This window comes from Pseudomonas sp. NPDC087804, assembly GCF_044742965.1.
GTDB lineage: Bacteria > Pseudomonadota > Gammaproteobacteria > Pseudomonadales > Pseudomonadaceae > Aquipseudomonas > Aquipseudomonas rustica.
Window position 1 is genome coordinate 903602 of the sequence record NZ_JBIUVN010000001.1, and the last position, 25103, is coordinate 928704.

Here is a 25103-nt window from a genome sequence, read left to right on the forward strand (position 1 = left end):
AGGTTGTAAACGATGCCGTTCCGGTCTATTGAAACCTGGCCCCACGGCGCGATCATGCTGGATGCCGAGCACACGCAATTTGCGCTGTGGGCGCCGGATGCTTTTTACGTCAGTGTCGAACTCGAAGACGGCCAGTCCCTGCCAATGCTGCCTCAGGCAGACGGCTGGTTTGTGATCAAGGCACGCTGTGCGGCGGGTACCCGCTACCGCTACAACATCGACGGCGAACTGGAGGTGCCCGACCCGGCCTCCCGCGCGCAGGACGGTGGCCTCGACCGCCACAGCGTGGTGGTCGATCCGCTGGCCTATCAATGGCGACACAGTGCCTGGCACGGTCGCCCGTGGAGTGAAGCAGTGATCTACGAGTTGCACGTCGGTGCGCTCGGTGGTTTCGCTGAAGTCGAACAACATCTGGCGCGCCTCGCAGGTTTGGGCATCACCGCCATTGAATTGATGCCGCTCGCGCAGTTCCCCGGCGAGCGCAATTGGGGTTACGACGGGGTTCTGCCCTACGCCCCGCAAGCCTCCTACGGCACCCCGGAACAACTCAAACATTTGATCGACAGCGCCCACGGTCATGGGCTGGCGGTGATTCTCGACGTGGTCTACAACCACTTCGGCCCCGACGGCAATTACCTGCACCGCTACGCCAAAGGCTTTTTCCGCGAAGACAAACACACGCCTTGGGGCGCAGCGATCGATTTCCGCCGCAGCGAAGTGCGCGAGTTCTTTATCGAAAACGCCCTGATGTGGTTGCTCGAATACCGCTTCGACGGTTTACGCCTCGATGCAGTGCATGCCATCGAAGACCCGGATTTCCTCACGGAAATGGCCCAGCGCATCCGCGCGCAGATCGACCCGACCCGCCATGTCTGGCTGACCGTTGAAAACGAACTCAACCAATCCAGCCTGCTCGAATACGACTACGACGCGCAGTGGAATGACGACGGCCACAACGCCCTGCATGTTTTGCTCACCGGTGAAACCGACGCCTATTACGCCGACTACGCCGCGCAACCCACCGAGCAATTGGTGCGGTGCCTGAGTCAGGGTTTCGTCTTCCAGGGCCACATCACCCGCCATGGCGAGCCGCGCGGCGAACCCAGCGAACACCTGCCGTCGACCGCGTTCGTGCTGTTCCTGCAAAACCACGATCAGATCGGTAACCGCGCATTCGGCGAACGCCTGCATCATCTGGCCGACCCGCGCGCCGTGCAGGCAGCGACCGTGCTGTTGCTGCTGTCACCGATGATTCCGCTGATGTTCATGGGCGATGAATTTGCCGCCGAACAGCCCTTCCAGTTTTTCACCAGCCACCATGGCGAACTGGCCGAACTGGTGCGCGAAGGCCGACGCAATGAATTCGCCGCGTTCAGCGCCTTCGCCGATCCGCACAAACGCGAGCAAATCCCCGACCCAAATGCCGAAAAAACCTTCCACGATTCACAGCCAAGGTTGATCGGCAATGGCAGCCTCAAACAGCAGGAAACCCTCGCGCTGTACCAAAAGCTGCTGCAATTTCGCCATCAATACATCATTCCGCATCTGTCCGGCACCCAGGCACTCGGCGCGCACATGCTCGGTCACGCGGCGGTCAGTGCACGCTGGCGATTGGGCAATGGCAGTGAGCTGCGAATTGACCTGAACCTCAGCGACACGCCAGTGGTCAACCCTCCACAGACCGAGGCCGTGTGGTTGTTTCAACAGCCACCCACCGTCGATCTATCGGAATCGGGCCAACTGCCCGCGTATTGCGCGCTTGTCAGCCTCACGGCCGCAACCCCTTTGCAACCTCTGGATGGAGAGCGCCTATGAGCGATGCGCAACTGGAAATTCTCGCCAGCCGAGCCGGCCTTGCTGTCGACTGGATCGACGCCAACGGCCGCCCGCAGAAAGTCGCCCCGGCGGTACTGCGTAATGTCCTGATCGGGTTGGGCCATCCGGCCAGCACCGCACAGGAAATCGACGCCAGCCTGCTGGAATTGCAAGCCGTGCAACAAGACCGTCATTTGCCGCCGCTGCTGACCAGCGATGTCGGCGTCGGCGTCGATCTGGCGCGTTACTTCGCGCCGGAGACCCCGTGTGAAATCGTTCTTGAAGACGGCTCGCGACTGAACCTGAAACTGGACTCCGAGGCAGTGCTGCCCGGTCTGGTGCCGGTCGGTTATCAGCAGGTGCACATCGCCGATCAATTTTTCACCCTCGCGGTCGCGCCGGAACGCTGCTTCAGCGTCGGTGATGCGGTGGATAATCCGATCCCCCGCGCCTGGGGCCTGAGCGTGCAGCTATATTCGTTGCGGCGCTCCGGCGATGGCGGTTTTGGTGATACTCAAGCGCTCGAAGAACTCGCCCGAGTCGCTGGCGAACGCGGTGCCGAAGCCTTGGCGATCAGCCCGTTGCACGCGATGTTCAGCGCCGACACCGGCCGCTATAGCCCTTATTCGCCGTCCAGTCGCTTGTTCCTTAATTCGCTGTACGCGGCACCGGGCGCGATTCTCGGCGAACGCGCCCTGCGTGATGCCATCGACGCTACCGGTCTGGCCGAGCAATTCGCGCAACTGGAAGACTTGAAACTGGTCGACTGGCCCGCTGCTGCTGACGCCAAGCAGAAACTGCTGCAAGCGTTGTACGAAGGCTTCGTCGCTGGCGATCACCCGCTGCACCCGGACTTCGCCAGTTTCCGTCACGCCGGTGGCGAGGCACTGGAAAACCACTGCCGCTTCGAAGCGATTCAGGAAATGCGCGCCGCCCGTGGCGAGAACCTCGACTGGCGGCAATGGCCGGAGCACTGGCACGACCCACGCGGCGCCGCGCTTGAAGCGTTCGCCGAAGAATATGCCGATCGCATCGGCTACTTCGCCTTCTGCCAATGGCTGATCCATCGCTGCCTCGAGCGTGCGCAAACCGCCGCTCGCAGCGCCGGCATGGGCATTGGTCTGATTGCTGATCTGGCGGTGGGTGCCGATGGCGCCGGCAGTCAGGCCTGGAGTTTTCAGGATGAGTTGCTCGCTTCGCTCACCGTCGGCGCACCGCCGGACATTCTCAATCGCTCCGGGCAAGGCTGGGGGATTTCCGCGTTTTCGCCGGAAGGTCTGATTCGCAACGGCTTCCGCGCCTTTATCGACATGCTCCGCGCCAACTTCGCCCATGCCGGCGGTTTGCGCATCGACCACGTCATGGGTCTGCAACGCTTATGGGTGATCCCTAACGGCTCGGCACCGGCGGATGGCGCTTACCTGTATTACCCGGTGGATGACCTGCTGCGTTTGCTGACGCTGGAGTCCCATCGTCATCAAGCCATCGTCCTTGGCGAAGACCTCGGCACCGTGCCCGACGGTCTGCGCGAAAAACTCATCGCCCGCTCGATGCTCGGCATGCGTGTGCTGCTGTTCGAACAGGACAACACGCATTTCAAACCGATTCTCGACTGGCCGGATAACGCGCTGGCGACCACCAGCACCCACGATCTGCCCACCCTGAATGGCTGGTGGCACGGCCGCGACATCGACTGGAATGCACGCCTTGGATTTGTCGATGCCAACGGCGAAATCGAATGGCGCCAGCATCGTCAGCGTGAGCGCGAAGGCTTGCGCAGTGCACTGAGCCAGGATCCGCAGAACTTCCGCGAAGAGTCCCACGAGGCCGATCAAGTCGTTGATGCCGCCGTACGCTTCCTCGGCCACACCCGTGCGCCGCTGGTATTGCTGCCACTGGAAGATGCGCTGGGCATCAACGAACAGGCGAACCTGCCCGGCACCATCGATACCCACCCTAACTGGTCGCGTCGTTTGCCCGGCCCCAGCGAAGCGTTGCTCGACGGCGTCGATGCCGCACGACGTCTGGAACTGCTGGCTTGCGCGCGTCTTCAGGCTGCCGAGCGTGACCAATGAACCAAACGCTTATCCAGCCACTGCGCGCGACATTGCGCCTGCAATTCCATAAAGGTTTTACCCTCGAACAAGCGGTGCCACTGGTGCCGTACTTCGCTCAATTGGGCATCAGCCACATTTACGCCTCGCCGTTGCTCGCCGCCCGCGCCGGTTCGATGCACGGCTACGACGTGGTCGACCCGACGCAGGTCAACCCGGAACTCGGTGGCGAACCGGCATTGCGGCGTCTGGTCAGCACCCTGCGCGAACACAACATGGGGCTGATCCTCGACATCGTGTCCAACCACATGGCTGTCGGCGGTAACGACAACCCGTGGTGGCTGGACTTGCTGGAATGGGGACGACTGAGCCCGTATGGCGAGTTTTTCGATATCCAATGGCATTCGCCCGATCCGCTGATGGAAGGCCAGTTGTTGCTGCCGTTCCTCGGCAGTGACTACGGCGTGGCCTTGCAGGACGGCACGTTGAAGCTGCATTTCAACGCGCAGACTGGCAGCTTTTTCGTCGAGCATTACGACCATCACTTCCCGATCTGCCCGAATGATTACGGCGAGATTCTCAAGCACGAAGAAACGCTGAAGCCCCTCGCTGATCGGTTCAGTGCCCTCAGCTACCAGACCGATGCGCACTCGTTGGCGATTCCTTTGAAGGAAGAACTGCGGCAACTGGCGAGCGATGCGCAGGTGCTGCAAGCGATTGAAAACAACCTCAAGCATTACGACTCGACCACCGAGGAAGGCTTCGACGCGCTGCATCAATTGCTCGAGCGGCAGAGCTATCGCCTGGCCAGTTGGCGCACCGCCGCGGATGACATCAATTGGCGGCGCTTCTTCGACATCAATGAACTCGGTGGTTTGCGCGTCGAACGTCCGGCGGTGTTTGAAGCGACTCACGGCAAAATCTTCCAGTTGGTCGCTGAAGGTCTGGTCGATGGCTTGCGCATCGACCACATCGACGGCCTCGCCGATCCGCGGGGTTACTGCCGTAAATTGCGCCGGCGCCTTGACCTGATCGCGCCGGATCGACACTTGCCGATCTACGTCGAGAAGATCCTCGGCGCCGGCGAAACCCTGCACCGCGACTGGGCAGTGGACGGCACCACCGGCTACGAATTCATGAATCAACTGTCGCTGCTGCAACACGATCCGGACGGCGAACATGTGCTCGGTGAGCTGTGGCAACGCCGTACGGAACGCCCCGCCGCGTTTATTGAAGAGGCACAACTGGCGCGTCAGCAGATCCTCAACGGTTCGCTGGCCAGCGATTGCGAAAGCGTTGCGCAGGCCTTGCTGCAGGTCGCCCGCGACGACCTGATGACCCGTGACCTGACCCTCGGCGCCATCCGCCGCGTATTGCAGGCGCTGATCATACATTTCCCGGTGTACCGCACTTACATCAGCGCGACGGGCCGCTCGGCGCAGGACGATGTGTTTTTCCAGCAAGCCATGGACGGCGCGCGACCAACGCTCAGCGAGGCTGATTGGCCGGTGCTCGATTGCGTGGCGGCGTGGCTTGGTGGCACACCGTGGCGGCGCAAACCGCTTGGCCGTTCGCGGAAAATCCTCAAGCACGCCTGCGTACGCTTTCAACAACTGACTTCGCCGGCAGCGGCGAAAGCCGTGGAAGACACCGCGCTGTATCGCTCGGCGGTGCTGCTGTCGCGCAATGACGTCGGCTACAACACCGAACAATTCAGCGCGCCGGTCAGTGATTTCCACGTGGTTAATCAGCGGCGTCTCGCCGAATTCCCCGACAACCTGCTCGCCACCGCGACCCACGATCACAAACGCGGCGAAGACACCCGCGCGCGTCTGGCCGTGCTCAGCGAGCGCAGTCACTGGTACGCCGAGCAGATCGAATTGTGGCGCGCCCTCGCCCGCCCGGTTCGTGTTGACGACCAAGTGCCGTCGGCCGGTGATGAGCTGATCCTCTATCAAGCCTTGCTCGGTAGTTGGCCACTGGATTTGCGCGACGACGATCACGCCGGGCTCGCCGACTACGCCAAGCGCATCTGGCAGTGGCAACAGAAAGCCCTGCGCGAAGCCAAGTTGCAAAGCAGTTGGAGCGCGCCGAACGAAGCCTATGAAAATGCGACCCAGGCCTTCACCGAAAAACTCCTGACCGGTGAAGACGGCGAGTTGCTGCGTGCGGCGCTGGCCAAGACGGTCGGTAGTATCGCTGCTGCCGGCGCGCTCAATGGTTTGGCGCAAACCTTGCTGCGCATGACCGTGCCGGGGGTGCCGGATCTGTATCAAGGCAACGAGTTCTGGGACTTCAGCCTGGTCGATCCGGACAATCGCCGGCCGGTGGATTACGCCGCTCGCGAGCAGGCCCTGCAGGAGCATCTGCCACCTGTGGAACTGCTGACACACTGGCGTGACGGGCGCATCAAGCAAGCCTTGATTGCGCAGGTGCTGAACTTGCGCGCCGAGCATGCCGGGCTGTTTCGGCATGGCTCGTACCAGGCCCTGGAGGTGCTGGGCGAGCAGGCGCACAACGTGCTCGCGTTTGCCCGCGAACACGAGGGGAAACACGCCATCGTGATCGTGCCGATCCGTTGCGCGACGCTGCTGGAAAACAGTGCTGTACCTCAGGTCGATGCGCTGCGCTGGGGCGATACCCGGGTGGTTTTACCGTTCGACGCCTCTGACACAAACCTGAAGGGACTTTTTCAAAGCAGCGCAGTCACAAAAAACAGGGAGCTGAAAATCAGCGACGCGCTGGGGGATGTCCCGGTCAATCTCTTTATCCAACACTTAACGTAAGCATGAGTTCAGTTCAGGAGCATTGCGATGAGTACCGACGATAAACGCATTCGCGAATTCGCCTATCAAATCTGGGAATCGGAAGGGAAACCTGAAGGTCATGAGGAGCGCCACTGGGAGATGGCGCGCAAACTGGCTGAAGCTGAAGCCTTGGCACCGAAGAAAGCCCCGAAAGCGGCGGGCAGCAAAACCGCTGGCAAGGACGCTGAAGTGAAAGCACCTGCTGCCAAACCGAAGGCAGCGGCCAAGGCCAAGCCAAGCAGCGCCGCCAAGGTGATTCCACCCGGCGAAAAACCCGCCGAGAAAAAGCCACGAGCGCCGCGCAAGCCTTCGGCGATCTAACGCTTTACCGACGATTGAATTGAACTGAATGACCGTGTGGCGGGCTTGCTCGCCACCGAGGACGCGTTCGTCCTCAAGAAATACACAAAATCCCTTGTTTAAACCGGCTTCTGTGGTGAATGGATTTTTGTGGCGAGGGGATTTATCCCCGTTGGGTTGCGAAGCAGCCCCAAATGCTGCACTTGCGGAGTGTCAGACATACCGCGTGCAATGGTTTTGCGACTGCTGCGCAGCCGAACGGGGATAAATCCCCTCACCACAAAATCTCGCTCCTACCGGGAACCGGTTTCAACTGAACTGTCCCCGTTTTTTGCAGGAGCAATCATGACCCGTCCAAAAAAATCCGAGCCCGCCGCGCACGCTGAGCCTTCGAGAATTCGTGAAGGCCTGCCCTTCCCGCTCGGTGCGACCTGGGATGGTCTGGGGGTGAACTTTGCGCTGTTCTCCGCCAACGCCACCAAGGTCGAACTGTGCATCTTCGACGATGCCGGCGAAGTCGAACTCGAACGTATCGAACTGCCGGAATACACCGACGAGATTTACCACGGCTACTTGCCCGATGCGCACCCGGGGCTGATCTACGGCTACCGCGTGTACGGCCCTTACGATCCGGCCAACGGCCACCGCTTCAACCACAACAAATTGCTTATCGACCCGTACGCCAAGCAACTGGTCGGCGAGCTGAAATGGTCGGAAGCGCTGTTCGGCTACACCATTGGCCACCCCGACGCCGACCTCAGTTTTGACGAACGCGACAGCGCGCCGTTCGTGCCCAAGTGCAAAGTCATCGACCCGGCACACACCTGGGGCAACGACCAGCGTGTCAGTGTGCCGTGGGACAAAACCATCATTTACGAAACCCATGTGCGCGGCATCAGCATGCGTCACCCCTCGGTGCCGGAAAACGTGCGAGGCACCTTCGCCGGTCTGATGAATGACGATGTGCTCAAGCACATTCGCAGCGTCGGTGTTTCGTCGGTCGAGCTGTTGCCGATCCACGCCTTCGTCAACGACCAGCACTTGCTGCACAAGGGCATGACCAATTATTGGGGCTACAACAGCATCGCGTTTTTCGCCCCGGATCCGCGTTATCTGGCCAGCGGCAAGATCGCCGAATTCAAAGAGATGGTGGCGCACCTGCACGAGGCCAATCTCGAAGTGATTCTCGACGTGGTCTACAACCACACCGCTGAAGGCAACGAACAGGGCCCGACGCTGTCCATGCGCGGGATCGACAACGCCTCGTACTACCGCTTGATGCCGGACGACAAACGCTACTACATCAACGATTCCGGCACCGGCAACACGCTGGATCTGAGCCATCCGTGTGTGCTGCAAATGGTCACCGACTCGCTGCGTTACTGGGCCACGGAAATGCATGTCGACGGTTTCCGCTTCGACCTGGCGACCATTCTCGGCCGTTATCACGATGGTTTCGACGAACGTCACAGCTTCCTCGTGGCCTGCCGTCAGGATCCGGTGCTGCGTCAGGTGAAAATGATCGCCGAACCGTGGGACTGCGGCCCCGGTGGCTATCAGGTCGGCAACTTCCCGCCGGGCTGGGTCGAGTGGAACGACAAGTTCCGCGACACCGTGCGGGCCTTCTGGAAAGGTGATGACGGCCAGGTTGCCGATTTCGCCAGTCGCATGACCGCGTCCGGCGAGATGTTCAACCAGCGCGGACGGCGGCCGTATTCGTCGGTCAACTTCATTACCGCGCACGACGGCTTCACCCTCAACGATCTGGTCTCGTACAACGACAAGCACAACGAAGCCAACGACGAGAACAATCAGGACGGCAGCAACAACAACCTGTCGTGGAACCACGGCGTCGAAGGCCCGACTGACGACCCGGAAATCAATGAACTGCGCCATCGGCAGATGCGCAATTTCTTCGCCACGCTGTTGCTGTCGCAAGGCACGCCGATGATCGTCGCCGGCGATGAATTCGCCCGCACGCAAGATGGCAACAACAACGCTTATTGCCAGGACAGCGAGATCGGTTGGGTCAACTGGGATCTGAGCGAAGACGGCAAAGGCTTGCTGAAATTCGTCAAACGCCTGATCAAGCTGCGCCTGGCTTATCCGATTCTGCGCCGCGGACGTTTCCTGGTCGGCGAGTACAACGAGGACATCGGCGTCAAAGACGTCACTTGGCTCGCGCCAGACGCCACAGAGATGACCACCGAGCACTGGCACGATGCACACAATCGTTGCCTCGGCATGTTGCTTGATGGCCGCGCGCAAGAAACCGGGATCCGTCGCAAAGGTGCCGATGCGACCTTGCTGCTGGTGGTCAACGCGCACCACGACATCGTCAATTTCACCTTGCCGGAAGTGCCGGACGGCGGTTTCTGGACGTGCATGATCGACACCAATCAGCCTTCGATTCGTGGCCAGGAGCGCTTCGATTTCGGCCATGAATATTCAGTGACCGGCCGTTCGTTGCTGCTGTTTGAACTGCAACACGAAGAAGAAGATTGATATGGATCTGCACTGTTATCTCGCCCGTAAACCGCCGGATTATGCCGACACCCACGCCCTCGGCCAGTGCCTGCGAGCGATGGTCGAGGCCGGGCTTGACCGCTTGCCGTTACCCGGCAGCGGTCTGACGCTGGAGCGCTTTCAGCATTTAGCCGCTGTCGGCGGGCATGATCTGGGTTTGTGCAAACTCTATGAGGGGCACACCGATGCACTGGCGATCATCGAACAACTCGGTGGTACGCCAACGCCCGGCAGCACGTGGGGCATGTGGGCAGCGGAACCGCCGCAAGCCCGGGTGAAGGTCAGTCCGGCCGGGCATATGGTCGCGTTGAATGGACGCAAAGCCTGGTGTTCCGGCGCGGCGGTACTCAGTCATGCGCTACTGACGGCGTGGGACGCCGATGATCAACAGCAATTGGTCGCGGTGGCGCTTGATCAACCGGGTGTGACGGTCACTGATGAAGGCTGGCGCGCCGTGGGCATGGGCGCGACTGGCAGCGTCGAAGTGTTGTTCGATGGCGCTGAAGGTCAGGCCATCGGCAATCCCGGCGACTACTTGCAACGGCCGGGTTTCTGGCAGGGCGGCATTGGTATTGCCGCCTGTTGGTACGGCGCGGCGCAGCAGATTGCCGAGCGGTTGCGCAAGCAGTGTGGTCAGCGTGAAGAACCACATGCCCTCGCCCATCTCGGCGCCGTCGACAGTGCCTTGCAAGCGGCTGCGGATGTTTTGCGCTTCAGCGCTTTGCATATTGATGCAAACCCTGAAGACAACGCCGAACTGCTCGCCCGTCGCGCCCGCGCAGTGGCCGAGCAGTCTGCCGAACAGGTGATCCGTGAAGTCGGCCGGGCATTGGGCGCCGGGCCTTACTGCAAGGATCGCCACTTCGCCCGACTGATCGCTGACCTGCCGGTGTTCCTCCGGCAAAGCCATGCCGAGCGCGACCTCGCCGCCCTCGGCCAATTGATTGCCCAACAACCCGATGAGGTCTGGTCGCTATGAGAGCCAATCCGATCATCGGCCAGGGAACGACCCTGCATCAATGGCAAGGCTCGCGGCATTTGGCGGAGCTGCAAAGCATCGACGTGCTGAGCCTGGTACCACCCGGATCGCGCGCGGTGATTATTGCACCGCACCCGGACGATGAAGTGCTGGGTTGCGGCGGTTTGCTGCAACTGCTCGCCGCTGCCGGGCGCCCGTTGCAACTGATTTCGGTCACCGACGGCAGCGCCAGTCATCCTGGTTCCGAACGCTGGCCAGTAGAGCGCTTAAGCGTGATCCGTCCGCAAGAATCCGCTGAAGCGCTGCGCCGCCTCGGCCTGCCAATGCATCGGTTGAAATGGTTGCGCGGTGGGTTCACCGATACTCAAGTGGCTGCTCAGGAACAGCAATTGCGCGCGTTCATCGAAAGCCATCTGCGCCCCAACGATGTGGTGTTTACCACGTGGCGCGAAGACGGCCATTGCGATCACGAAGCCGTCGGCCGTGCCAGTGCCGAGGCCGCGCGTCAGGTCGGCGCGACCTGCCATGAGCTGCCGGTGTGGACGTGGCACTGGGCAACCCCCGAAGACGCCTTCGTGCCGTGGCAACGTGCGCGCAAGATTCTGCTGACGCCGGCGCAAGTCGCGCGCAAACGTCACGCGGTGCACGCTTTTGCCAGTCAATTGGAAGGCGACGCACAAGCCGGGCTTGCACCGGTGTTGGCGCCATACGTGATCGATCGCCTGCTGCAGCCTTTTGAAGTGGTGTTTTTATGAGTGTCGATGATCGCTATTTCGACGGCCTGTTCGCCGGCAGCGACGACCCGTGGGCCTTTCGCGAGCGCTGGTACGAGCAGCGCAAACGCGCGATCACCCTCGCCGCCCTGCCGCGTCCGCACTACCGGGCGATCTTCGAACCGGGCTGCGCCAACGGTGAGCTGAGCGCCGAGTTGGCCAGTCGTTGTGATCGTCTGTTGTGCTGCGACACCGCCGACGCAGCGGTGCGTCTGGCGCGAACCCGATTAAGTCTGTTCGACCACGCCGAAGTTCGCCAAAGTCGTCTGCCGGGGGACTGGCCGGAGGAAAAATTCGACCTGATTGTATTTAGCGAAATCGGCTACTACCTCGACCGCGATGATCTGACAGCCGTTGCCCAACGCATGGGCCAGTCCTTGGCTGCAGACGGGCAAGTGCTCGCCTGTCACTGGCGCCCGCCGATTGACGACTGCCCGTTGAATGCGCGGCAGGTTCACGATTTGCTCCACGAACATTTGCACCTGCCACGCCTGGTTTTGCATCAGGAAGCGGACTTCATTCTGGAAGTGTGGAGCCGCGAACCGCGCTCGGTGGCAACGCTGGAGGGCTTGCGATGATTGGCATCCTGATTCCGGCGCACAACGAGGAAGACTTGCTCGACGAGTGCCTGAGCGCCGCATTACGCGCCAGTAAACACGGACTGCTCGCCGGAGAACGGGTCGAAATATTGGTGGTTCTCGACAGTTGCACCGACCGCTCGGAACAGATTGTCAGCAAATATCCAGTTTTGAGCTTGAATATAAAAGCGCGCAATGTAGGTCAGGCGCGAGCGACCGGTGCGCGGATGTTGCTGGAGCGAGGGGCGCGGTGGATATCCTGCTCCGATGCCGACAGTCGGGTCGCCGACGACTGGTTGGTGGCGCAACTGGGATTAGGCGCCGATGCTGTGTGCGGCACGGTGACGGTTGAGCGCTGGCACGAGTCGTTCGATAAAGCGGCGCAGATTCGTTATCACAGCCACTATCGGGCGGGTGATGGCCATCGGCATATCCATGGCGCCAACCTCGGCATCAGTGCTGACGCATACCGTTTGGCCGGTGGTTTCGAACCGCTGGCCTGTGATGAAGATGTACAACTGGTGCGGCAACTGGAGCTGACCGGCGCCAATATTGCGTGGAGTCATCGGCCGTTGGTGCACACCAGCACGCGGCTCGACAGCCGAGCACACGGCGGGTTTGGTGACTATTTGCGGAATTTGGTACAGATAGGCTAAAAAAAAGCGTATCAGTTTGCGAGGTTTCGAGACGAATCGTTGTTCATGAGCAATACTCTGTTGCGCGGCAATCCAGGGTTCGGAGCGTCGTGTAGCAATCAACCAGCCTTCAAGCGTAGGACACGTTGAGCAACGTTGCCAGGCGCACGACTGAGGGCGAAACCAACAAGGACGTCGCAACATGAAACCGTTATCCCTCAGTGAAAGCAGTTCGACCGCACAGATCTGGAACAGCGCCCCGCAACTCGACAATATTCCCGTCATTAATACCCGAAGCCTGGTGCCCGCTGGTGCGCGCGCTGTGATCATCGCCCCGCACCCCGGGGATGAAGTGGTGATGTGCGGCGGCCTGCTGCAATTGTTTTCCGGCCTGGGTCATCCATTGCAATTGCTTTCGATTACCGACGGCAGCGCCAGTCACCCTGGCTCGCGACAGTGGTCGGAAAAGCGCTTGAGCGTGTTTCGTCCGCAAGAAAGCGTTGAAGCCCTGCGCCGCCTCGGCCTGCCGATGCACAGCCTGAAGTGGGTGCGCGGCGGGTTTACCCACAACGCCCTGCTCGACCAGGAACGCCAACTGACGGAGTTCATCAGCCGCTACCTGCGCCCTGGCGATGTGGTGTTCAGCACCTGGCGCGGCGATGGCATTGACGATCATGAAGCGGTTGGCCGCGCCGCCGCTGAAGCGGCAGAACAGGCCGGGGCGACCTTTCACGATGTGCCGGTCTGGGCTTGGCACTGGCCGGAGCGCGCGCACAAACTGATTCCCTGGGAGCGCGCGCGCAAGTTAAGGCTCGACACCTGGACAGTCGCGCGAAAAAGCCACGCCACCCACGCCTATGCCAGCCAACTCAAGGGCGAACCGGCAATCGGCATCGCGCCAATGCTGCCGCCAGTGATCCTTGAGCGGATGCGCCTGCCGTATGAAATCGTGTTTGTCTGACGCGCACGCGGTGTGCCTGCCACGACCATGCTGAACGGGCCGACGCCTTCGCGAGCAAGCTCACTCCCACATTTTGAGCTCCACCCGCCACAAATCCTGCATCCAACACACCTTCCCTGTGGGAGCAGGCTCACTCGCGAAAGCGGTATGTCAGCCAACAAAGATATTGAATGAACTGACGCCTTCGCGAGCAAGCCCGCTCCCACATTTTGATCTCCACCCGACACAAATCCTGTATCCAACACACCTCCCCTGTGGGAGCGGGCTTGCTCGCGAAGGCGCTGGGTCAGGCAACGCAGATATTGATGGGTGTTCAAAGGAACTGCCGCCCCCACGCATCAGTCGCATGAATAGGCAGTCAGGATTCAGAGGAGTGAACGTGTCCAGCGATCTCAAGCGTCATGTGGTCGACGCGCCAGTCATTCATCGCTTGCGCGTGCTGACGGTGAATACGCACAAGGGTTTTACCGCGCTGAATCGGCGCTTCATTCTGCCGGAACTGCGTGAAGCGGTGCGCAGCACCTCGGCAGATCTGGTGTTTTTGCAGGAAGTGGTCGGCGAACACGAGCGCCATTCCAGTCGCTACAACGAATGGCCGCAGACCTCGCAGTATGAATTTCTCGCCGACAGCATGTGGAGCGACTTTGCCTACGGGCGCAATGCGGTCTATCCCGATGGCCATCACGGCAATGCGTTGCTGTCGAAATACCCGATCCGCGAATACCGCAATCTCGATGTTTCAATCACCGGCCCCGAACGCCGAGGGCTGTTGCACTGCGTGCTCGATGTCCCGGGCCATGCGGAAGTACACGCGATCTGCGTGCATTTGAGCCTGCTCGAAAGCCATCGCCAATTACAGCTGCAACTCCTCTGTCAGTTGCTCGAATCGTTGCCCGAAGATGCACCGGTGATTATCGCCGGCGATTTCAATGACTGGCAGCTCCAGGGCAACGCCGCCCTCGCCCGCCGCGATTACCTGCACGAGGCCTTCGAACGTCATCACGGGCGGCCGGCCAAAACCTATCCGGCGCGATTCCCGTTGCTGCGCCTCGACCGGATCTATCTGCGCAATGCCAGCAGCCATGACCCGCGAATCCTCGGCAACAAGCCGTGGACACATCTGTCCGATCACTTGCCGCTGGCCGTTGAAGTGCATCTGTAATCCTATGCCTGAGGGCTAAAACGTCTACGCCGCAGGTTTTGCGGCGTTCTTCCCAATAAACAACACCTTAGATATGTTCAGAAAAACAGACAGTTGCGTCGTCTGATATCTCTCCTACCACTCATCGCACGGTTTCTTGACGCAAGCCCCTCAGTCTTCTTAGCTCAACCTTACTACCCCCGGAAACACTGTCCGGGGCGAGCCTTCGGACACTCGCGAAATCGAGCGGCCACGGTTCGCCCCGCTCCATTCGGTCGCCCCTCGTTCGGGGTAGGAGAGACGCCACACAGAGACAGCGCATGCGATAGCAAGGTAGACCTCCATGAAAACTTCATTCACCTTAGCAGAGATCAAAGTTACTTTTTGCACAGTGTCGAGTTCTATCTTGCTGTGTTCATCCATGGAGGCGCAGGCCGGACCTGCGGCGGATGAGACGGCGGCGTGGTATCGCCAGGATGTTCCGGTGATGACCTTGCCCGCAACGGTGATCACCCCGGATCGACAACGTTTCAGTCCACGCCCGGATGTGCAGGGCGCCAAGCTGATCACCGAAGACATTTCCCCTTCTGCCTGGGATCAGCTCTACGGCAAAAGCGCCCGACAGGCGCAAATCAATGTGCAATCGGCAGGTTTCGCGATGCCCGGCAGCGGCGATCTGAAAGGCCCGGCGGTGCTGACCCTGCAAAGCGGCAGCGGGCATACGCAAACCATCGGACTGCTCGGCGGGGTCAACCAGATTCAAGGCAACGGCAATGGTTTAATCACCAGCCGCGCCCTCGCCGACCCGGCTACTGACACCCTCAACCTGCAAGGCCAGAGCCTCGGCGCCTATTACAGCCTGACCGGGCCGCAAGGCTGGCACGTTGATCTGACGGCCAGCGGTGGCCGGGTCAACGGCTTTAGCCGTAACGAACAAGGCGCGCGGCAGTTGACCGAGGGCAGCGCGATGACCTTTTCCGTTGAGGGTGGCTACCCGATTGGTCTGAGCGAAAACTGGGTGGTCGAACCGCAGGCACAACTGATCAATCAGCGCATCACCCTCGACACGCCGTATGCCGGCAATGGCAACGCCTCGTCCAGCGACATCACTTCGTGGAGCGGCCGGGTCGGCGCACGGTTGAAAGGCAGTTACGATTTGAGCGGTCTGCCAGTCGAGCCGTATGTGCGCACGAACCTGTGGCACACGGTGTACACCGGCAACACGGTGACGCTGGATCAGGTCGACAAGATCAGCAGCAGCCGCAATTCCTCGTTTGTCGAATTGGGCTTGGGCCTGGTGGCGCGGGTGACGCCGTCGGTGAGTTTGTATGTGAGCGCGGATTACAGCAGTGATGTGGATGACAATGATCTGAACGGGATTATTGGTAGCTTGGGGGTGCGGATGCGGTGGTAGACAGCGAGTATTGATGTTGTTTGCGCCGACGCCTTCGCGAGCAGGCTCGCTCCCACAGGAGGTATGCATTCCAAATGTGGGAGCGAGCCTGCTCGCGAAGGCCGCGACGCGGCTCCGGATCAACCCTCAGGTTTAAGGATCAACACCGCCAACGGCGGCAGGATCAGACGCGTGGGTGAGTGTTCGGGTTGAGAGTGATGGTGTTTGCGCCGACGTCTTCGCGAGCAGGCTCACTCCTACAGGGGAACGCGTTCCAAATGTGGGAGCGAGCCTGCTCGCAAAGGCCGCGACGCGGTTCCGGATCAACCCTCCGGTTTAAGGATCAACACCGCCAACGGCGGCAGATTCAGTTCCAGCGACATCGACTGCCCATGGCTCGGCACTTCTTCGGTAAACGCCCCGCCACCATTGCCATAGTTGGAACCCGCATACGTGTCAGCATCACTATTGAGCAACTCCGTCCAGCGCCCGGCGAACGGCACGCCGACCCGATACGCCTGACGCGGCACCGGGGTGAAGTTAGCCACGACCAGCACCGCTTTACCGTCCTTGCTCCAGCGCAGCCAGGCATAAACACTGTTGATCGCATCATCACCAATCAACCACTGGAAACCCTGCGGCGCATCGTCCTGATCGTGCAGTGCCGGTTCTTCGCGGTACAGCCGATTAAGGTCGCCAACCAGTTTCTGCACACCTTTGTGCTCGGAATACTGCAGCAAATACCAATCCAGCTGCTGATCGTGATTCCACTCGCGCCACTGACCAAATTCGCAGCCCATGAACAGCAGCTTCTTGCCCGGGTGCGTCCACATGAAACTCAGATAAGCACGCAGATTCGCAAATTTCTGCCAGCGATCGCCGGGCATCTTGTCGATCAGCGAATGTTTGCCGTGCACCACTTCATCGTGGGAGATCGGCAGGATAAAACGTTCGGACCAAGCGTACACCAGACCGAAACTCAGCTCATTGTGATGATGCGCGCGGTACACCGGATCCTGCTGAATGTAATGCAGCGAATCGTGCATCCAGCCCATGTTCCATTTGTAGGCAAAGCCCAAACCGCCCTGCTGCGTGCTCTGGCTGACGCCCGGCCACGCTGTCGATTCTTCGGCGATCACCAGCGCGCCCGGTGCTTCCAGCTCAACCACGTCGTTCAAATGCCGGAGGAAGTCGATGGCTTCCAGATTCTCCCTACCGCCATGGCGGTTCGGCACCCATTCGCCAGCCTTGCGCGAATAGTCGCGATACAGCATCGAAGCCACGGCATCGACGCGCAGACCGTCAATGTGGAAATGCTTCAGCCAATGCAACGCCGAAGCGAGCATGTAGCCATGCACTTCAGTGCGCCCGAGGTTGTAAATCAGCGTGTCCCAATCCTGATGGAAACCTTCCAGCGGATTGCCGTATTCGTACAGCGCGGTGCCGTCGAACTGCGCCAGACCGTGGGTATCGGTAGGGAAATGCGCCGGCACCCAGTCGAGGATCACGCCGATATCCGCCTGGTGGCAGGCGTTGACGAAGTCGCCGAACTGTTCCGGCGTGCCGTAGCGCGCACTCGGGGCGAATTGCGAGAGCAACTGATAGCCCCAGGAACCACCGAACGGGTGCTCCATGATCGGCATCAATTCGATGTGGGTGAAGCCAAGTTCTTTCACGTACGGAATCAGCCGTTCAGCCAGTTCCGGCCAGGTGTACTGGCGCGCGACTTCGCCAAGATCATCCAGCTCACATTGCCATGAACCGGCGTGCAGCTCGTAAATCGACAGTGGCGCTGAATGTTTTTGCCGATCATGACGGCTGTTCATCCAGTCCTGATCCTGCCAATTGACTTGCAGCGGCGCGGCGACTTTCGACGCGGTGTCCGGCGGCAGGCTGGTGGCCAGCGCCATCGGGTCAGCCTTGAGCGGCAGAATTCCGTGCGCACCCAAAATTTCGTATTTGTACAATTCCCCCGCTTGCAGGCGCGGGATGAACAACTCCCAGACCCCGGACGGATGGCGCAATCGCATCGGATGCCGACGGCCATCCCAGACGTTGAAGTCACCGACCACCGAAACGCGTCGTGCATTCGGCGCCCACACGGCAAAGCGCACGCCGTCGACACCATCAACGCTTGTCAGTTGCGCGCCGAGGCAGCTACTGAGGTCGCGGTGATTGCCCTCGGCAAACAGATACAAATCCATTTCACCGAGTAACTGGCCGAAGCTGTACGGATCTTCCGCCACTTGCTCGCCACCGGCCCAACGCGTGCGCAACTGATACGGTCGCGCCTGATCAAAATGGCCGACAAACAGCCCCGGTGTTTCGGTCTGTTCCAGCGGCCCGCGTTCTTCGCCGGAGTCCTTGTCCAGCACGACAACGCTCAGCGCACCGGGTAAATACGCACGGATAAACTGCCCGCCGGCGCCATCGCCGTGGGGCCCCAGAATCGAAAACGGATCGTGATGTTCAGCACGTACCAGCGCGTCGATGTCCTTCGCCGCCGGCAACAATGCTTCTTTTTGACCCTGTTCCTTGTTCGAGAAACTCATGACTACTCTCCACCAAGATCGGAAAAGGGTTTAAGCCCTGTCAATAACCCATACAAACCGTGCAACGGCACGGGCAGCCACGTCGGGCGATTTTCGGCTTCATAGGCCACTTCATAGGCCGCCTTCTCCAGACCGAACAATGCCAGCGCAGCGTCGGCCCCTTCAGGATCTTGCCAAGCATGATCAAGACTAGCTGCCGCTCGGCGATATGCCTGAACAAATGCCGCTCGCGCTTCATTCAAATAACGTTGTGCGACACGACGACGTGCGTCTTCAGACTCCGCGCTGTGATCAACGTTCTGCACATTGATGGTCATCGCCGCGGCGTAATCGAACGAACGCAGCACGCCGCTGACATCTTTGTACGGACTGTGTTTGCCACGGCGTTCGCTCAATGGCCGCGCCGGTTCGCCTTCAAAGTCGATCAGATAGGCATCGCCCTTGATCACCAGCACCTGGCCCAAATGCAGGTCGCCGTGCACGCGAATCTGCAAACCGCCGACAGCTTTTTTCGCCAGATCCTGGACGTGGGCCAGAATGGTTTTCTTCTCGTCGAGCAAGCGTTTGACCAGTTGCTGATCCGCCGCGCTGAGTTCGCCCTGATGCTGCTTGAGCAGTTTCAGCGCGTGCTCGACTTGCGCGGCGATATCTTTGCCCGTGGCCTGCGCATCCTTGGCCGTCGACACCTGCGGCGCAAAATCGACGTTGTCAGTCGGCGCGGCGAGCACTTTGTGCATCTCGCCCAAACGCTGACCGAGCATGCCGGCGAAGTCCTTCAACTCGCCGAGTGCGTTGTAATGCTGTTCCTGCTCGGACATGGCATCGGCGAGTTCGTCGCGCAGCGCCCGTTCGAGGTTGTTCTGCGTCCATTCCCAGGCATCGCCCTGATTGCTCAGATAGCCTTGGGCGATCATCAACAGATTATCTTGACCCTTGGCGTCGCGGCGAATCACCGAACCAAGCAGCGGCGAGATATTTTCGAAACCGGCCTCGGTCAGGTACGCGCTCATCTCCAGTTCCGGGTGCACGCCCGAGGCGACTTTGCGGATCAGTTTGAGCACCAGGCTGTTGCCGATCACCACCGAACTGTTCGATTGCTCCGCCGACAGGTAGCGCACTTCCGACTCGGCACCGAGGCCGAGTTTTTCCAGTTGCGCCGTTGGTGCGAAGCGAATTTCACCCTCGCTCGATTCGAGCACGGTGTTGTTCTGCATGCCTTGCAGCACGGCACGAATAAACGCTTCGAGGCTGAACGCATCGGTGATCAAGCCGACCTGACGCACGCGACGAACGCGCGCCAACGCCAGTTGCTGCGGCAGTGCCGGGCCGACCTGATCTTCAGCAATAAAACCGAACGGCAGTTGATAACGGCTGGTGTGGCCAGCGCTGGTGATCTCGATTTCGCTGAGCAACACCGGATGCTGGGCATCGCCGAAGCGCACGCCGTAAGCCATTTGCACGTTGTCGATGGCCGCGCCTTTACCGGCGAACCAGCGACGGTTTTGCAGCCAGTTCGGCAGGATGTTTTGCTCCAGCGTCGCGCGGGACGGCGCCTCGAGAAGCTCTTCCATGCGTTTTTTCAGCACCAGCGTGGTGAAGTCCGGCAAGCTCTGCGCGGGCTCGACGTGCCAGCTCGGCATCTGGTTTTCCGAGGCCAAGGCAAACCAGTAGAAGCCGTATGGCGCGAGGGTCAGGAGGAAATTCAGTTGGCCAATCGGTGGGAAGGCATTACCGCCCAACATTTCTACCGGCACCATGCCGACGTAGGCCGACAAATCCAGCTCCGCCGCTTGCGCACTGCGCGACACGTTCGCCACGCAAAGAATGATCTCGTGTTTGCCGTCGGCGTCGGTGAATTCGCGGGTGTAAGCGAGAATGCGGCGGTTGCTCGGCGAGAGCATCTTCAGCGTGCCGCGACCAAAGGCTTTCGACTGTTTGCGCACGGCAAGCATGCGCCGCGTCCAATTGAGCAACGAATGCGGATCGCCAGCCTGGGTTTCGACGTTGACCGACAGATAGCCGTACTGCGGATCCATGATTGGCGGCAGCACCAGACTGGCCGGGTCGGCGCGGGAGAAACCGCCGTTGCGGTCGATCGACCATTGCATCGGCGTACGCACACCGTCGCGGTCGCCCAGATAGATGTTGTCGCCCATGCCGATTTCATCGCCGTAATACAGAGTCGGCGTGCCTGGCATCGACAGCAGCAGGCTGTTGAGCAGTTCGACGCGGCGACGGTCGCGCTCCATCAACGGCGCCAGACGTCGACGAATGCCAAGGTTGATCCGCGCGCGGCGGTCAGCGGCGTAGTAATTCCACAGGTAGTCACGTTCTTTATCGGTGACCATTTCCAGCGTCAGTTCATCGTGGTTGCGCAGGAAAATCGCCCATTGGCAGTTGGCCGGAATTTCCGGGGTCTGACGCAAAATATCGGTGATCGGGAAACGGTCTTCCTGGGCCAGCGCCATGTACATGCGCGGCATCAGCGGGAAGTGAAAGGCCATGTGGCATTCGTCGCCATTCAGGCCTTTGGCGTCGGTATCGCCGAAATACAGCTGGGTGTCTTCCGGCCACTGATTGGCTTCGGCGAGCAGCATTCGGTCGGGGTAATTGGCGTCGATCTCTGCGCGAATCTGCTTGAGAACGTCGTGGGTCTCAGGGAGGTTTTCGTTGTTGGTGCCGTCGCGCTCGATCAGGTACGGAATGGCGTCGAGGCGCAGACCGTCGATACCCATGTCCAGCCAGTAACGCATCACCGAGAGCACGGCTTTCATCACTTGCGGGTTATCAAAATTCAGGTCGGGCTGGTGCGAATAGAAGCGGTGCCAGAAGTACTGGCCGGCGACCGGATCCCACGTCCAGTTGGACTTTTCCGTGTCGAGGAAAATGATCCGCGTGCCGTCGTATTTCTGATCGTCATCCGACCATACGTAAAAGTCGCGCGCCGCCGAGCCGGGTTTGGCTTTGCGGGCACGCTGGAACCACGGGTGTTGGTCGGAGGTGTGGTTGATGACCAGCTCAGTGATCACCCGCAAGCCGCGTTTGTGCGCCTCGGCGATAAAGCGCTTGGCGTCGGCCATGGTGCCGTAATCGCTGTGCACGCCACGGTATTCAGCGATGTCGTAGCCATCATCGCGACGTGGCGACGGGTAGAACGGCAGCAGCCAGATAGTGTTGACGCCGAGTTCGGCAATGTAATCGAGTTTGGCGATCAGGCCGGGAAAGTCGCCAATCCCGTCGTTGTTGGAGTCGAAAAACGATTTGACGTGAACCTGGTAAATCACCGCATCCTTGTACCAGAGCGGGTCTTTGATGAAGGTGGCTGCATTGGGTTTCTTCGCCATGTGAAACTCCTGCTGAATTCTCTGGCACCACACAAGCCCTGTGATGAGTGGGCTTTTGTGGTGAGGGGATTTATCCCCGATGGGCTGCGAAGCGGCCCCCGCTTTTTCTTCAGTTGTACCGAGTGGTTTTCCATGCGACTGCTGCGCAGCCGGTCGGGGATAAATCCCCTCACCACAGGGTTTGGTGTCGATCTTTAGGAAGTGGTAATCCGCCAAATCCCGAACGGCTGATATGCCGGGTCAATCCGCATGAACTGGTATTTGCCATGCCAGTCCCAGCGATGCCCGTTCATCAAATCTTCACCATGGGTCGTCGCGTCGTCCGGCAGGCCCATTTCCCACAACGGCAGTTCGAAATTCGCTTCCTGCACGTTATGCGGATCGAGGCTGACCGCGACCAGAATGAAGTTGCTGCCATCGGCGCTGCGCTTGCCGAAATAGAGAATGTTGTCGTTCCAGGCGTTGTAGACCTTCAGCCCCAAATGCGTGTGCAGCGCCGGGTTCTGCCGGCGGATGCGGTTGAGCTGGGCGATCTCGGCAATGATGTTGCCGGGCGCGGTGAAGTCGCGGACGCGGATCTCGTACTTCTCCGAATCGAGGTACTCCTCTTTACCCGGCACCGGCGCCGCTTCGCACAGTTCATAGCCCGAATACATGCCCCACAGGCCCGAGCCCATGGTGGCCAGCGCTGCGCGAATCAGAAAACCCGGGCGTCCCGATTCATGCAAAAACGCCGGATTGATGTCGGGTGTATTGACGAAGAAATTCGGCCGGTAGCATTCGCGCCACGGCGATTCATTCAGTTCGGTGAGGTACGTGGCCAATTCAGCCTTGGTATTGCGCCAGGTGAAATAGGTGTAACTCTGCGTGTACCCGACCTTGCCCAGCCGCGCCATCATCGCCGGCGTGGTGAACGCCTCGGCGAGGAAGATCACTTCCGGGTGCAGCGCCCGCACATCGGCAATCAGCCACTGCCAAAACGGCAGCGGTTTGGTGTGCGGGTTGTCGACGCGGAAAATCTTCACGCCTTCATTAACCCAACCGACGACAATGTCACGCAGCTCGACCCACAGGCTCGGAATCGCGTCCGGCGCGTAGAAATCGACGTTGACGATGTCCTGATATTTCTTCGGCGGGTTTTCCGCGTATTTGATCGTGCCGTCCGGGCGCCAGTTGAACCAACCCGGATGCTGCTTGAGCCACGGGTGATCCTGCGAGCACTGAATGGCGAAATCGAGGGCGATTTCCAAACCATGATCAGCGGCGGCTGCAACCAGTCGACGGAAGTCCTCGCGGGTGCCGAGCTGCGAGTGAATCGCCTCGTGACCGCCCTCCTCGCTGCCAATCGCGTACGGACTGCCCGGATCATCCGGCCCCGCCGTCAGCGAGTTATTGCGGCCCTTGCGATGCGCGCGGCCGATCGGGTGGATCGGCGTGAAGTACAACACGTCGAAACCCATGTCCTGAATCATCGGCAAGCGCGAGTGCACGTCATTAAAGGTGCCGTGACGTTTGGGGTCGTCGGTGATCGAGCGCGGAAACAGCTCGTACCAACTGGCGAACTCGGCCAGTTCGCGTTCGACGTCCATCGGGAATTCAGCGCTGACGCTCAGGTAGGCGCGGTGATCGGCCTCGGCCATCAATTGCGCACTGCGCGAGTGCAGAAACAGCGCGACCTGCTCGGTTTCGAGCAGCCCGGACAGTTCATGTTGCAGCGCAGCGAGCTGTTCGCTGAGCTGACCTTCGCTGCGTTCGGCAGCTTGTTGCACCATCGTCCGGCCTTCCTGCAACTCCAGCGAGACCGGCACGGCGGCGGTGTGTTTCTTTTCCAGTTCGTACTGGAAACTGGCGAAATGATCGATCCACGCTTCGATGCAATAGAGGAAACGGCCCTGATGCTCGGGGCGGAACTGACCCTTCCAGCCATTGTTGCCCTGGTCGGACATGACCTCGCTTTGCCAGGTCTCCTCGCCTTCCTCGCGCCAGCGAATGCGCACCGCCAACTTGTCGTGACCGTCGGCGAAGACTTTGCTGGTGACCACCACTTCACGGCCGGCAATCGACTTCACGGCGAACTGCCCGCCATCGAGGGTCGGCATGGTGTCTTCAATGGCGATGCGTGGCAGCAACAAAGCCTGCGACAGCGGAATGTGCGGGTTGTAGCTTAGTTCTGAGGGGTTTTCAGCAGTCATTGAGCATCTCTCCTTAACGCCCAAAGGACGCTCTTGTGCCGGTTCAGCGTTCGCAATCGAGCGCCCGTCCGGAATGAACTCACTTAGGTTCCGAGCGACCGGTGCCGGGAAAAGTTCAGATGAAATTGCCGTTACAGAAAAGCGGATCGAATTCGCCACGAGGTGGTCAATCCACTTAAGCACTTCTCACGCCATGTGCCACACGGAGGTCTACAGATGAACATCCCGATCCCGGCCGAAACACCCGATCCGAACATCGACAAACCCACTCTTCCGGAAACCGAACCGCAACCGATTCCAGAGCAAGAGCCGCCAGGCACCACGCCTCCACCGAAAGAAGAACCACCAACGACGATGCCGCCCGTGATCGTCTGACCCGGCCACCGATCGTTCCCACGCTCTGCGTGGGAATGCCGCCGGGGACGCTCCGCGTTCCATTGCACGCGGGAAGCGATGAATTAGAGGAGATCGTTTTTCTGCTCATCCTTTTCAAACAAACGGACGATTCGGGGCATCACGCTGAAAATCCCCAGCGCCAGCAAAGTACTCAGCAGCGCCGTCGCCTCCTTGCCCAACCCCGCCGCCACCCCAATCGCCGCCGTCATCCACAGCCCCGCTGCCGTGGTCAGGCCTTTGACGTGACCTTCATCGCCTTCCTTGTTCTTCAAAATCGTGCCCGCACCAAGGAAGCCGATCCCGGCGATAACCCCCTGCAGCACCCGGCTCATCGCATCGGACTCCGCCCCTGACGTCTGCGGCACCAGGACAAACAGCGCCGCGCCGAGCGCCACCAACATGTGCGTGCGCACCCCGGCCGCCTTGCCTTTATGCTCGCGTTCGAAACCGAGAATCCCGCCCAATACCGCCGCCATCACCAGCCGTACGGTGATTCGCGTCAGCTGCGACGCGTCACCAATGTCGGCAAATTCCGCTTGCAGCGTCACCCACACTTCATGCCACCAGGCGTTCATCGTGCCGTCCTTTTTATGAGTCAATAGATGATGGACAGCGGCGACCATTAATCGGTTGCGCCGAACGATCGGCAAAGCATGC

17 protein-coding genes are annotated in these 25103 nt (G+C 60.2%); 13 read left to right on the top strand and 4 right to left on the bottom strand.

All coding sequences use genetic code 11. From position 1 onward, the window contains the following. Positions 1-12: 12 nt before the first annotated feature. From treZ to ACIOMO_RS04005, 12 genes are all read left to right on the top strand, one after another. Positions 13-1815, top strand: a complete 1803-nt coding sequence (gene treZ / locus ACIOMO_RS03950) for a malto-oligosyltrehalose trehalohydrolase (protein WP_401238267.1) — start codon at positions 13-15, stop codon at positions 1813-1815. Next, positions 1812-3890 carry a 4-alpha-glucanotransferase gene (gene malQ / locus ACIOMO_RS03955; RefSeq protein ID WP_401238270.1) on the top strand — a complete coding sequence of 693 codons (2079 nt, stop codon included), beginning with the start codon at positions 1812-1814 and terminating at the stop codon, positions 3888-3890. Before treZ ends, malQ begins: the two co-directional genes overlap by 4 nt. Next, positions 3887-6655, top strand: a complete 2769-nt coding sequence (locus ACIOMO_RS03960; RefSeq protein ID WP_401238273.1) for a malto-oligosyltrehalose synthase — start codon at positions 3887-3889, stop codon at positions 6653-6655. The genes malQ and ACIOMO_RS03960 overlap by 4 nt, the downstream gene beginning before the upstream one ends. 27 nt (positions 6656-6682) lie before the next feature. Beyond that, positions 6683-6997: a DUF2934 domain-containing protein gene (locus tag ACIOMO_RS03965; protein WP_053120574.1), complete on the top strand. Its 315-nt coding sequence runs from the start codon at positions 6683-6685 to the stop codon at positions 6995-6997. A gap of 324 nt (positions 6998-7321) precedes the next feature. Beyond that, positions 7322-9481 (top strand): glycogen debranching protein GlgX, encoded by a 2160-nt coding sequence (gene glgX / locus ACIOMO_RS03970; protein WP_401238276.1) that lies wholly within the window; start codon positions 7322-7324, stop codon positions 9479-9481. Between the two features lies 1 nt (position 9482). After that, entirely contained in the window at positions 9483-10481 is a 999-nt protein-coding gene (locus ACIOMO_RS03975; RefSeq protein ID WP_401238279.1) for an acyl-CoA dehydrogenase, read from the top strand. After that, positions 10478-11236 carry a PIG-L deacetylase family protein gene (locus tag ACIOMO_RS03980; protein WP_401238281.1) on the top strand — a complete coding sequence of 253 codons (759 nt, stop codon included), beginning with the start codon at positions 10478-10480 and terminating at the stop codon, positions 11234-11236. The genes ACIOMO_RS03975 and ACIOMO_RS03980 overlap by 4 nt, the downstream gene beginning before the upstream one ends. Beyond that, entirely contained in the window at positions 11233-11832 is a 600-nt protein-coding gene (locus tag ACIOMO_RS03985) for an SAM-dependent methyltransferase (RefSeq protein ID WP_400644787.1), read from the top strand. Before ACIOMO_RS03980 ends, ACIOMO_RS03985 begins: the two co-directional genes overlap by 4 nt. Beyond that, positions 11829-12488: a glycosyltransferase gene (locus ACIOMO_RS03990; protein ID WP_401238285.1), complete on the top strand. Its 660-nt coding sequence runs from the start codon at positions 11829-11831 to the stop codon at positions 12486-12488. The genes ACIOMO_RS03985 and ACIOMO_RS03990 overlap by 4 nt, the downstream gene beginning before the upstream one ends. A 181-nt stretch (positions 12489-12669) precedes the next feature. After that, the gene (locus tag ACIOMO_RS03995) at positions 12670-13428 is read left to right on the top strand and encodes a PIG-L deacetylase family protein (protein ID WP_401238288.1); all 759 of its coding nucleotides are present in this window, start codon (positions 12670-12672) and stop codon (positions 13426-13428) included. A gap of 379 nt (positions 13429-13807) precedes the next feature. Beyond that, positions 13808-14590 (top strand): endonuclease/exonuclease/phosphatase family protein, encoded by a 783-nt coding sequence (locus ACIOMO_RS04000; protein ID WP_053120620.1) that lies wholly within the window; start codon positions 13808-13810, stop codon positions 14588-14590. 322 nt (positions 14591-14912) lie between these two features. Continuing rightward, the gene (locus tag ACIOMO_RS04005) at positions 14913-15983 is read left to right on the top strand and encodes an autotransporter domain-containing protein (protein WP_401238290.1); all 1071 of its coding nucleotides are present in this window, start codon (positions 14913-14915) and stop codon (positions 15981-15983) included. 302 nt (positions 15984-16285) lie between these two features. Here ACIOMO_RS04005 and glgB read toward each other — a convergent pair whose 3' ends face one another. The 3 genes from glgB to ACIOMO_RS04020 all read right to left on the bottom strand — a co-directional run bounded on the left by glgB (position 16286) and on the right by ACIOMO_RS04020 (position 24050). Continuing rightward, positions 16286-18514 (bottom strand): 1,4-alpha-glucan branching protein GlgB, encoded by a 2229-nt coding sequence (gene glgB / locus ACIOMO_RS04010; protein WP_401238292.1) that lies wholly within the window; start codon positions 18512-18514, stop codon positions 16286-16288. A gap of 2 nt (positions 18515-18516) precedes the next feature. After that, a complete protein-coding gene (gene treS, locus ACIOMO_RS04015) occupies positions 18517-21858 on the bottom strand; it encodes a maltose alpha-D-glucosyltransferase (protein ID WP_401238295.1) in 3342 nt (1113 codons plus the stop codon). A gap of 194 nt (positions 21859-22052) precedes the next feature. Next, on the bottom strand, positions 22053-24050 hold the full coding sequence (locus ACIOMO_RS04020) for an alpha-1,4-glucan--maltose-1-phosphate maltosyltransferase (RefSeq protein ID WP_401238297.1): 1998 nt from the start codon (positions 24048-24050) through the stop codon (positions 22053-22055). Between the two features lie 216 nt (positions 24051-24266). On the opposite strand from ACIOMO_RS04020, the gene ACIOMO_RS04025 reads away from it, so the two are divergent. Further along, complete coding sequence (locus tag ACIOMO_RS04025; RefSeq protein ID WP_003224520.1) at positions 24267-24425, top strand: hypothetical protein; 159 nt, start codon at positions 24267-24269, stop codon at positions 24423-24425. 83 nt (positions 24426-24508) lie between these two features. On the opposite strand, the gene ACIOMO_RS04030 is transcribed toward ACIOMO_RS04025, so the two are convergent. Next, positions 24509-25021 carry an MgtC/SapB family protein gene (locus ACIOMO_RS04030; RefSeq protein ID WP_053120597.1) on the bottom strand — a complete coding sequence of 171 codons (513 nt, stop codon included), beginning with the start codon at positions 25019-25021 and terminating at the stop codon, positions 24509-24511. Positions 25022-25103 lie beyond the last annotated feature (82 nt).

Bases quoted from the DNA above. Each gene is read 5' to 3' on its own strand.
- treZ (WP_401238267.1), top strand. From the start codon at position 13: ATGCCGTTCCGGTCTATTGAAACCTGGCCCCACGGCGCGATCATGCTG.
- malQ (WP_401238270.1), top strand. From the start codon at position 1,812: ATGAGCGATGCGCAACTGGAAATTCTCGCCAGCCGAGCCGGCCTTGCT.
- ACIOMO_RS03960 (WP_401238273.1), top strand. From the start codon at position 3,887: ATGAACCAAACGCTTATCCAGCCACTGCGCGCGACATTGCGCCTGCAA.
- ACIOMO_RS03965 (WP_053120574.1), top strand. From the start codon at position 6,683: ATGAGTACCGACGATAAACGCATTCGCGAATTCGCCTATCAAATCTGG.
- glgX (WP_401238276.1), top strand. From the start codon at position 7,322: ATGACCCGTCCAAAAAAATCCGAGCCCGCCGCGCACGCTGAGCCTTCG.
- ACIOMO_RS03975 (WP_401238279.1), top strand. From the start codon at position 9,483: ATGGATCTGCACTGTTATCTCGCCCGTAAACCGCCGGATTATGCCGAC.
- ACIOMO_RS03980 (WP_401238281.1), top strand. From the start codon at position 10,478: ATGAGAGCCAATCCGATCATCGGCCAGGGAACGACCCTGCATCAATGG.
- ACIOMO_RS03985 (WP_400644787.1), top strand. From the start codon at position 11,233: ATGAGTGTCGATGATCGCTATTTCGACGGCCTGTTCGCCGGCAGCGAC.
- ACIOMO_RS03990 (WP_401238285.1), top strand. From the start codon at position 11,829: ATGATTGGCATCCTGATTCCGGCGCACAACGAGGAAGACTTGCTCGAC.
- ACIOMO_RS03995 (WP_401238288.1), top strand. From the start codon at position 12,670: ATGAAACCGTTATCCCTCAGTGAAAGCAGTTCGACCGCACAGATCTGG.
- ACIOMO_RS04005 (WP_401238290.1), top strand. From the start codon at position 14,913: ATGAAAACTTCATTCACCTTAGCAGAGATCAAAGTTACTTTTTGCACA.
- glgB (WP_401238292.1), bottom strand. From the start codon at position 18,514: ATGAGTTTCTCGAACAAGGAACAGGGTCAAAAAGAAGCATTGTTGCCG.
- treS (WP_401238295.1), bottom strand. From the start codon at position 21,858: ATGGCGAAGAAACCCAATGCAGCCACCTTCATCAAAGACCCGCTCTGG.
- ACIOMO_RS04020 (WP_401238297.1), bottom strand. From the start codon at position 24,050: ATGACTGCTGAAAACCCCTCAGAACTAAGCTACAACCCGCACATTCCG.
- ACIOMO_RS04025 (WP_003224520.1), top strand. From the start codon at position 24,267: ATGAACATCCCGATCCCGGCCGAAACACCCGATCCGAACATCGACAAA.
- ACIOMO_RS04030 (WP_053120597.1), bottom strand. From the start codon at position 25,021: ATGAACGCCTGGTGGCATGAAGTGTGGGTGACGCTGCAAGCGGAATTT.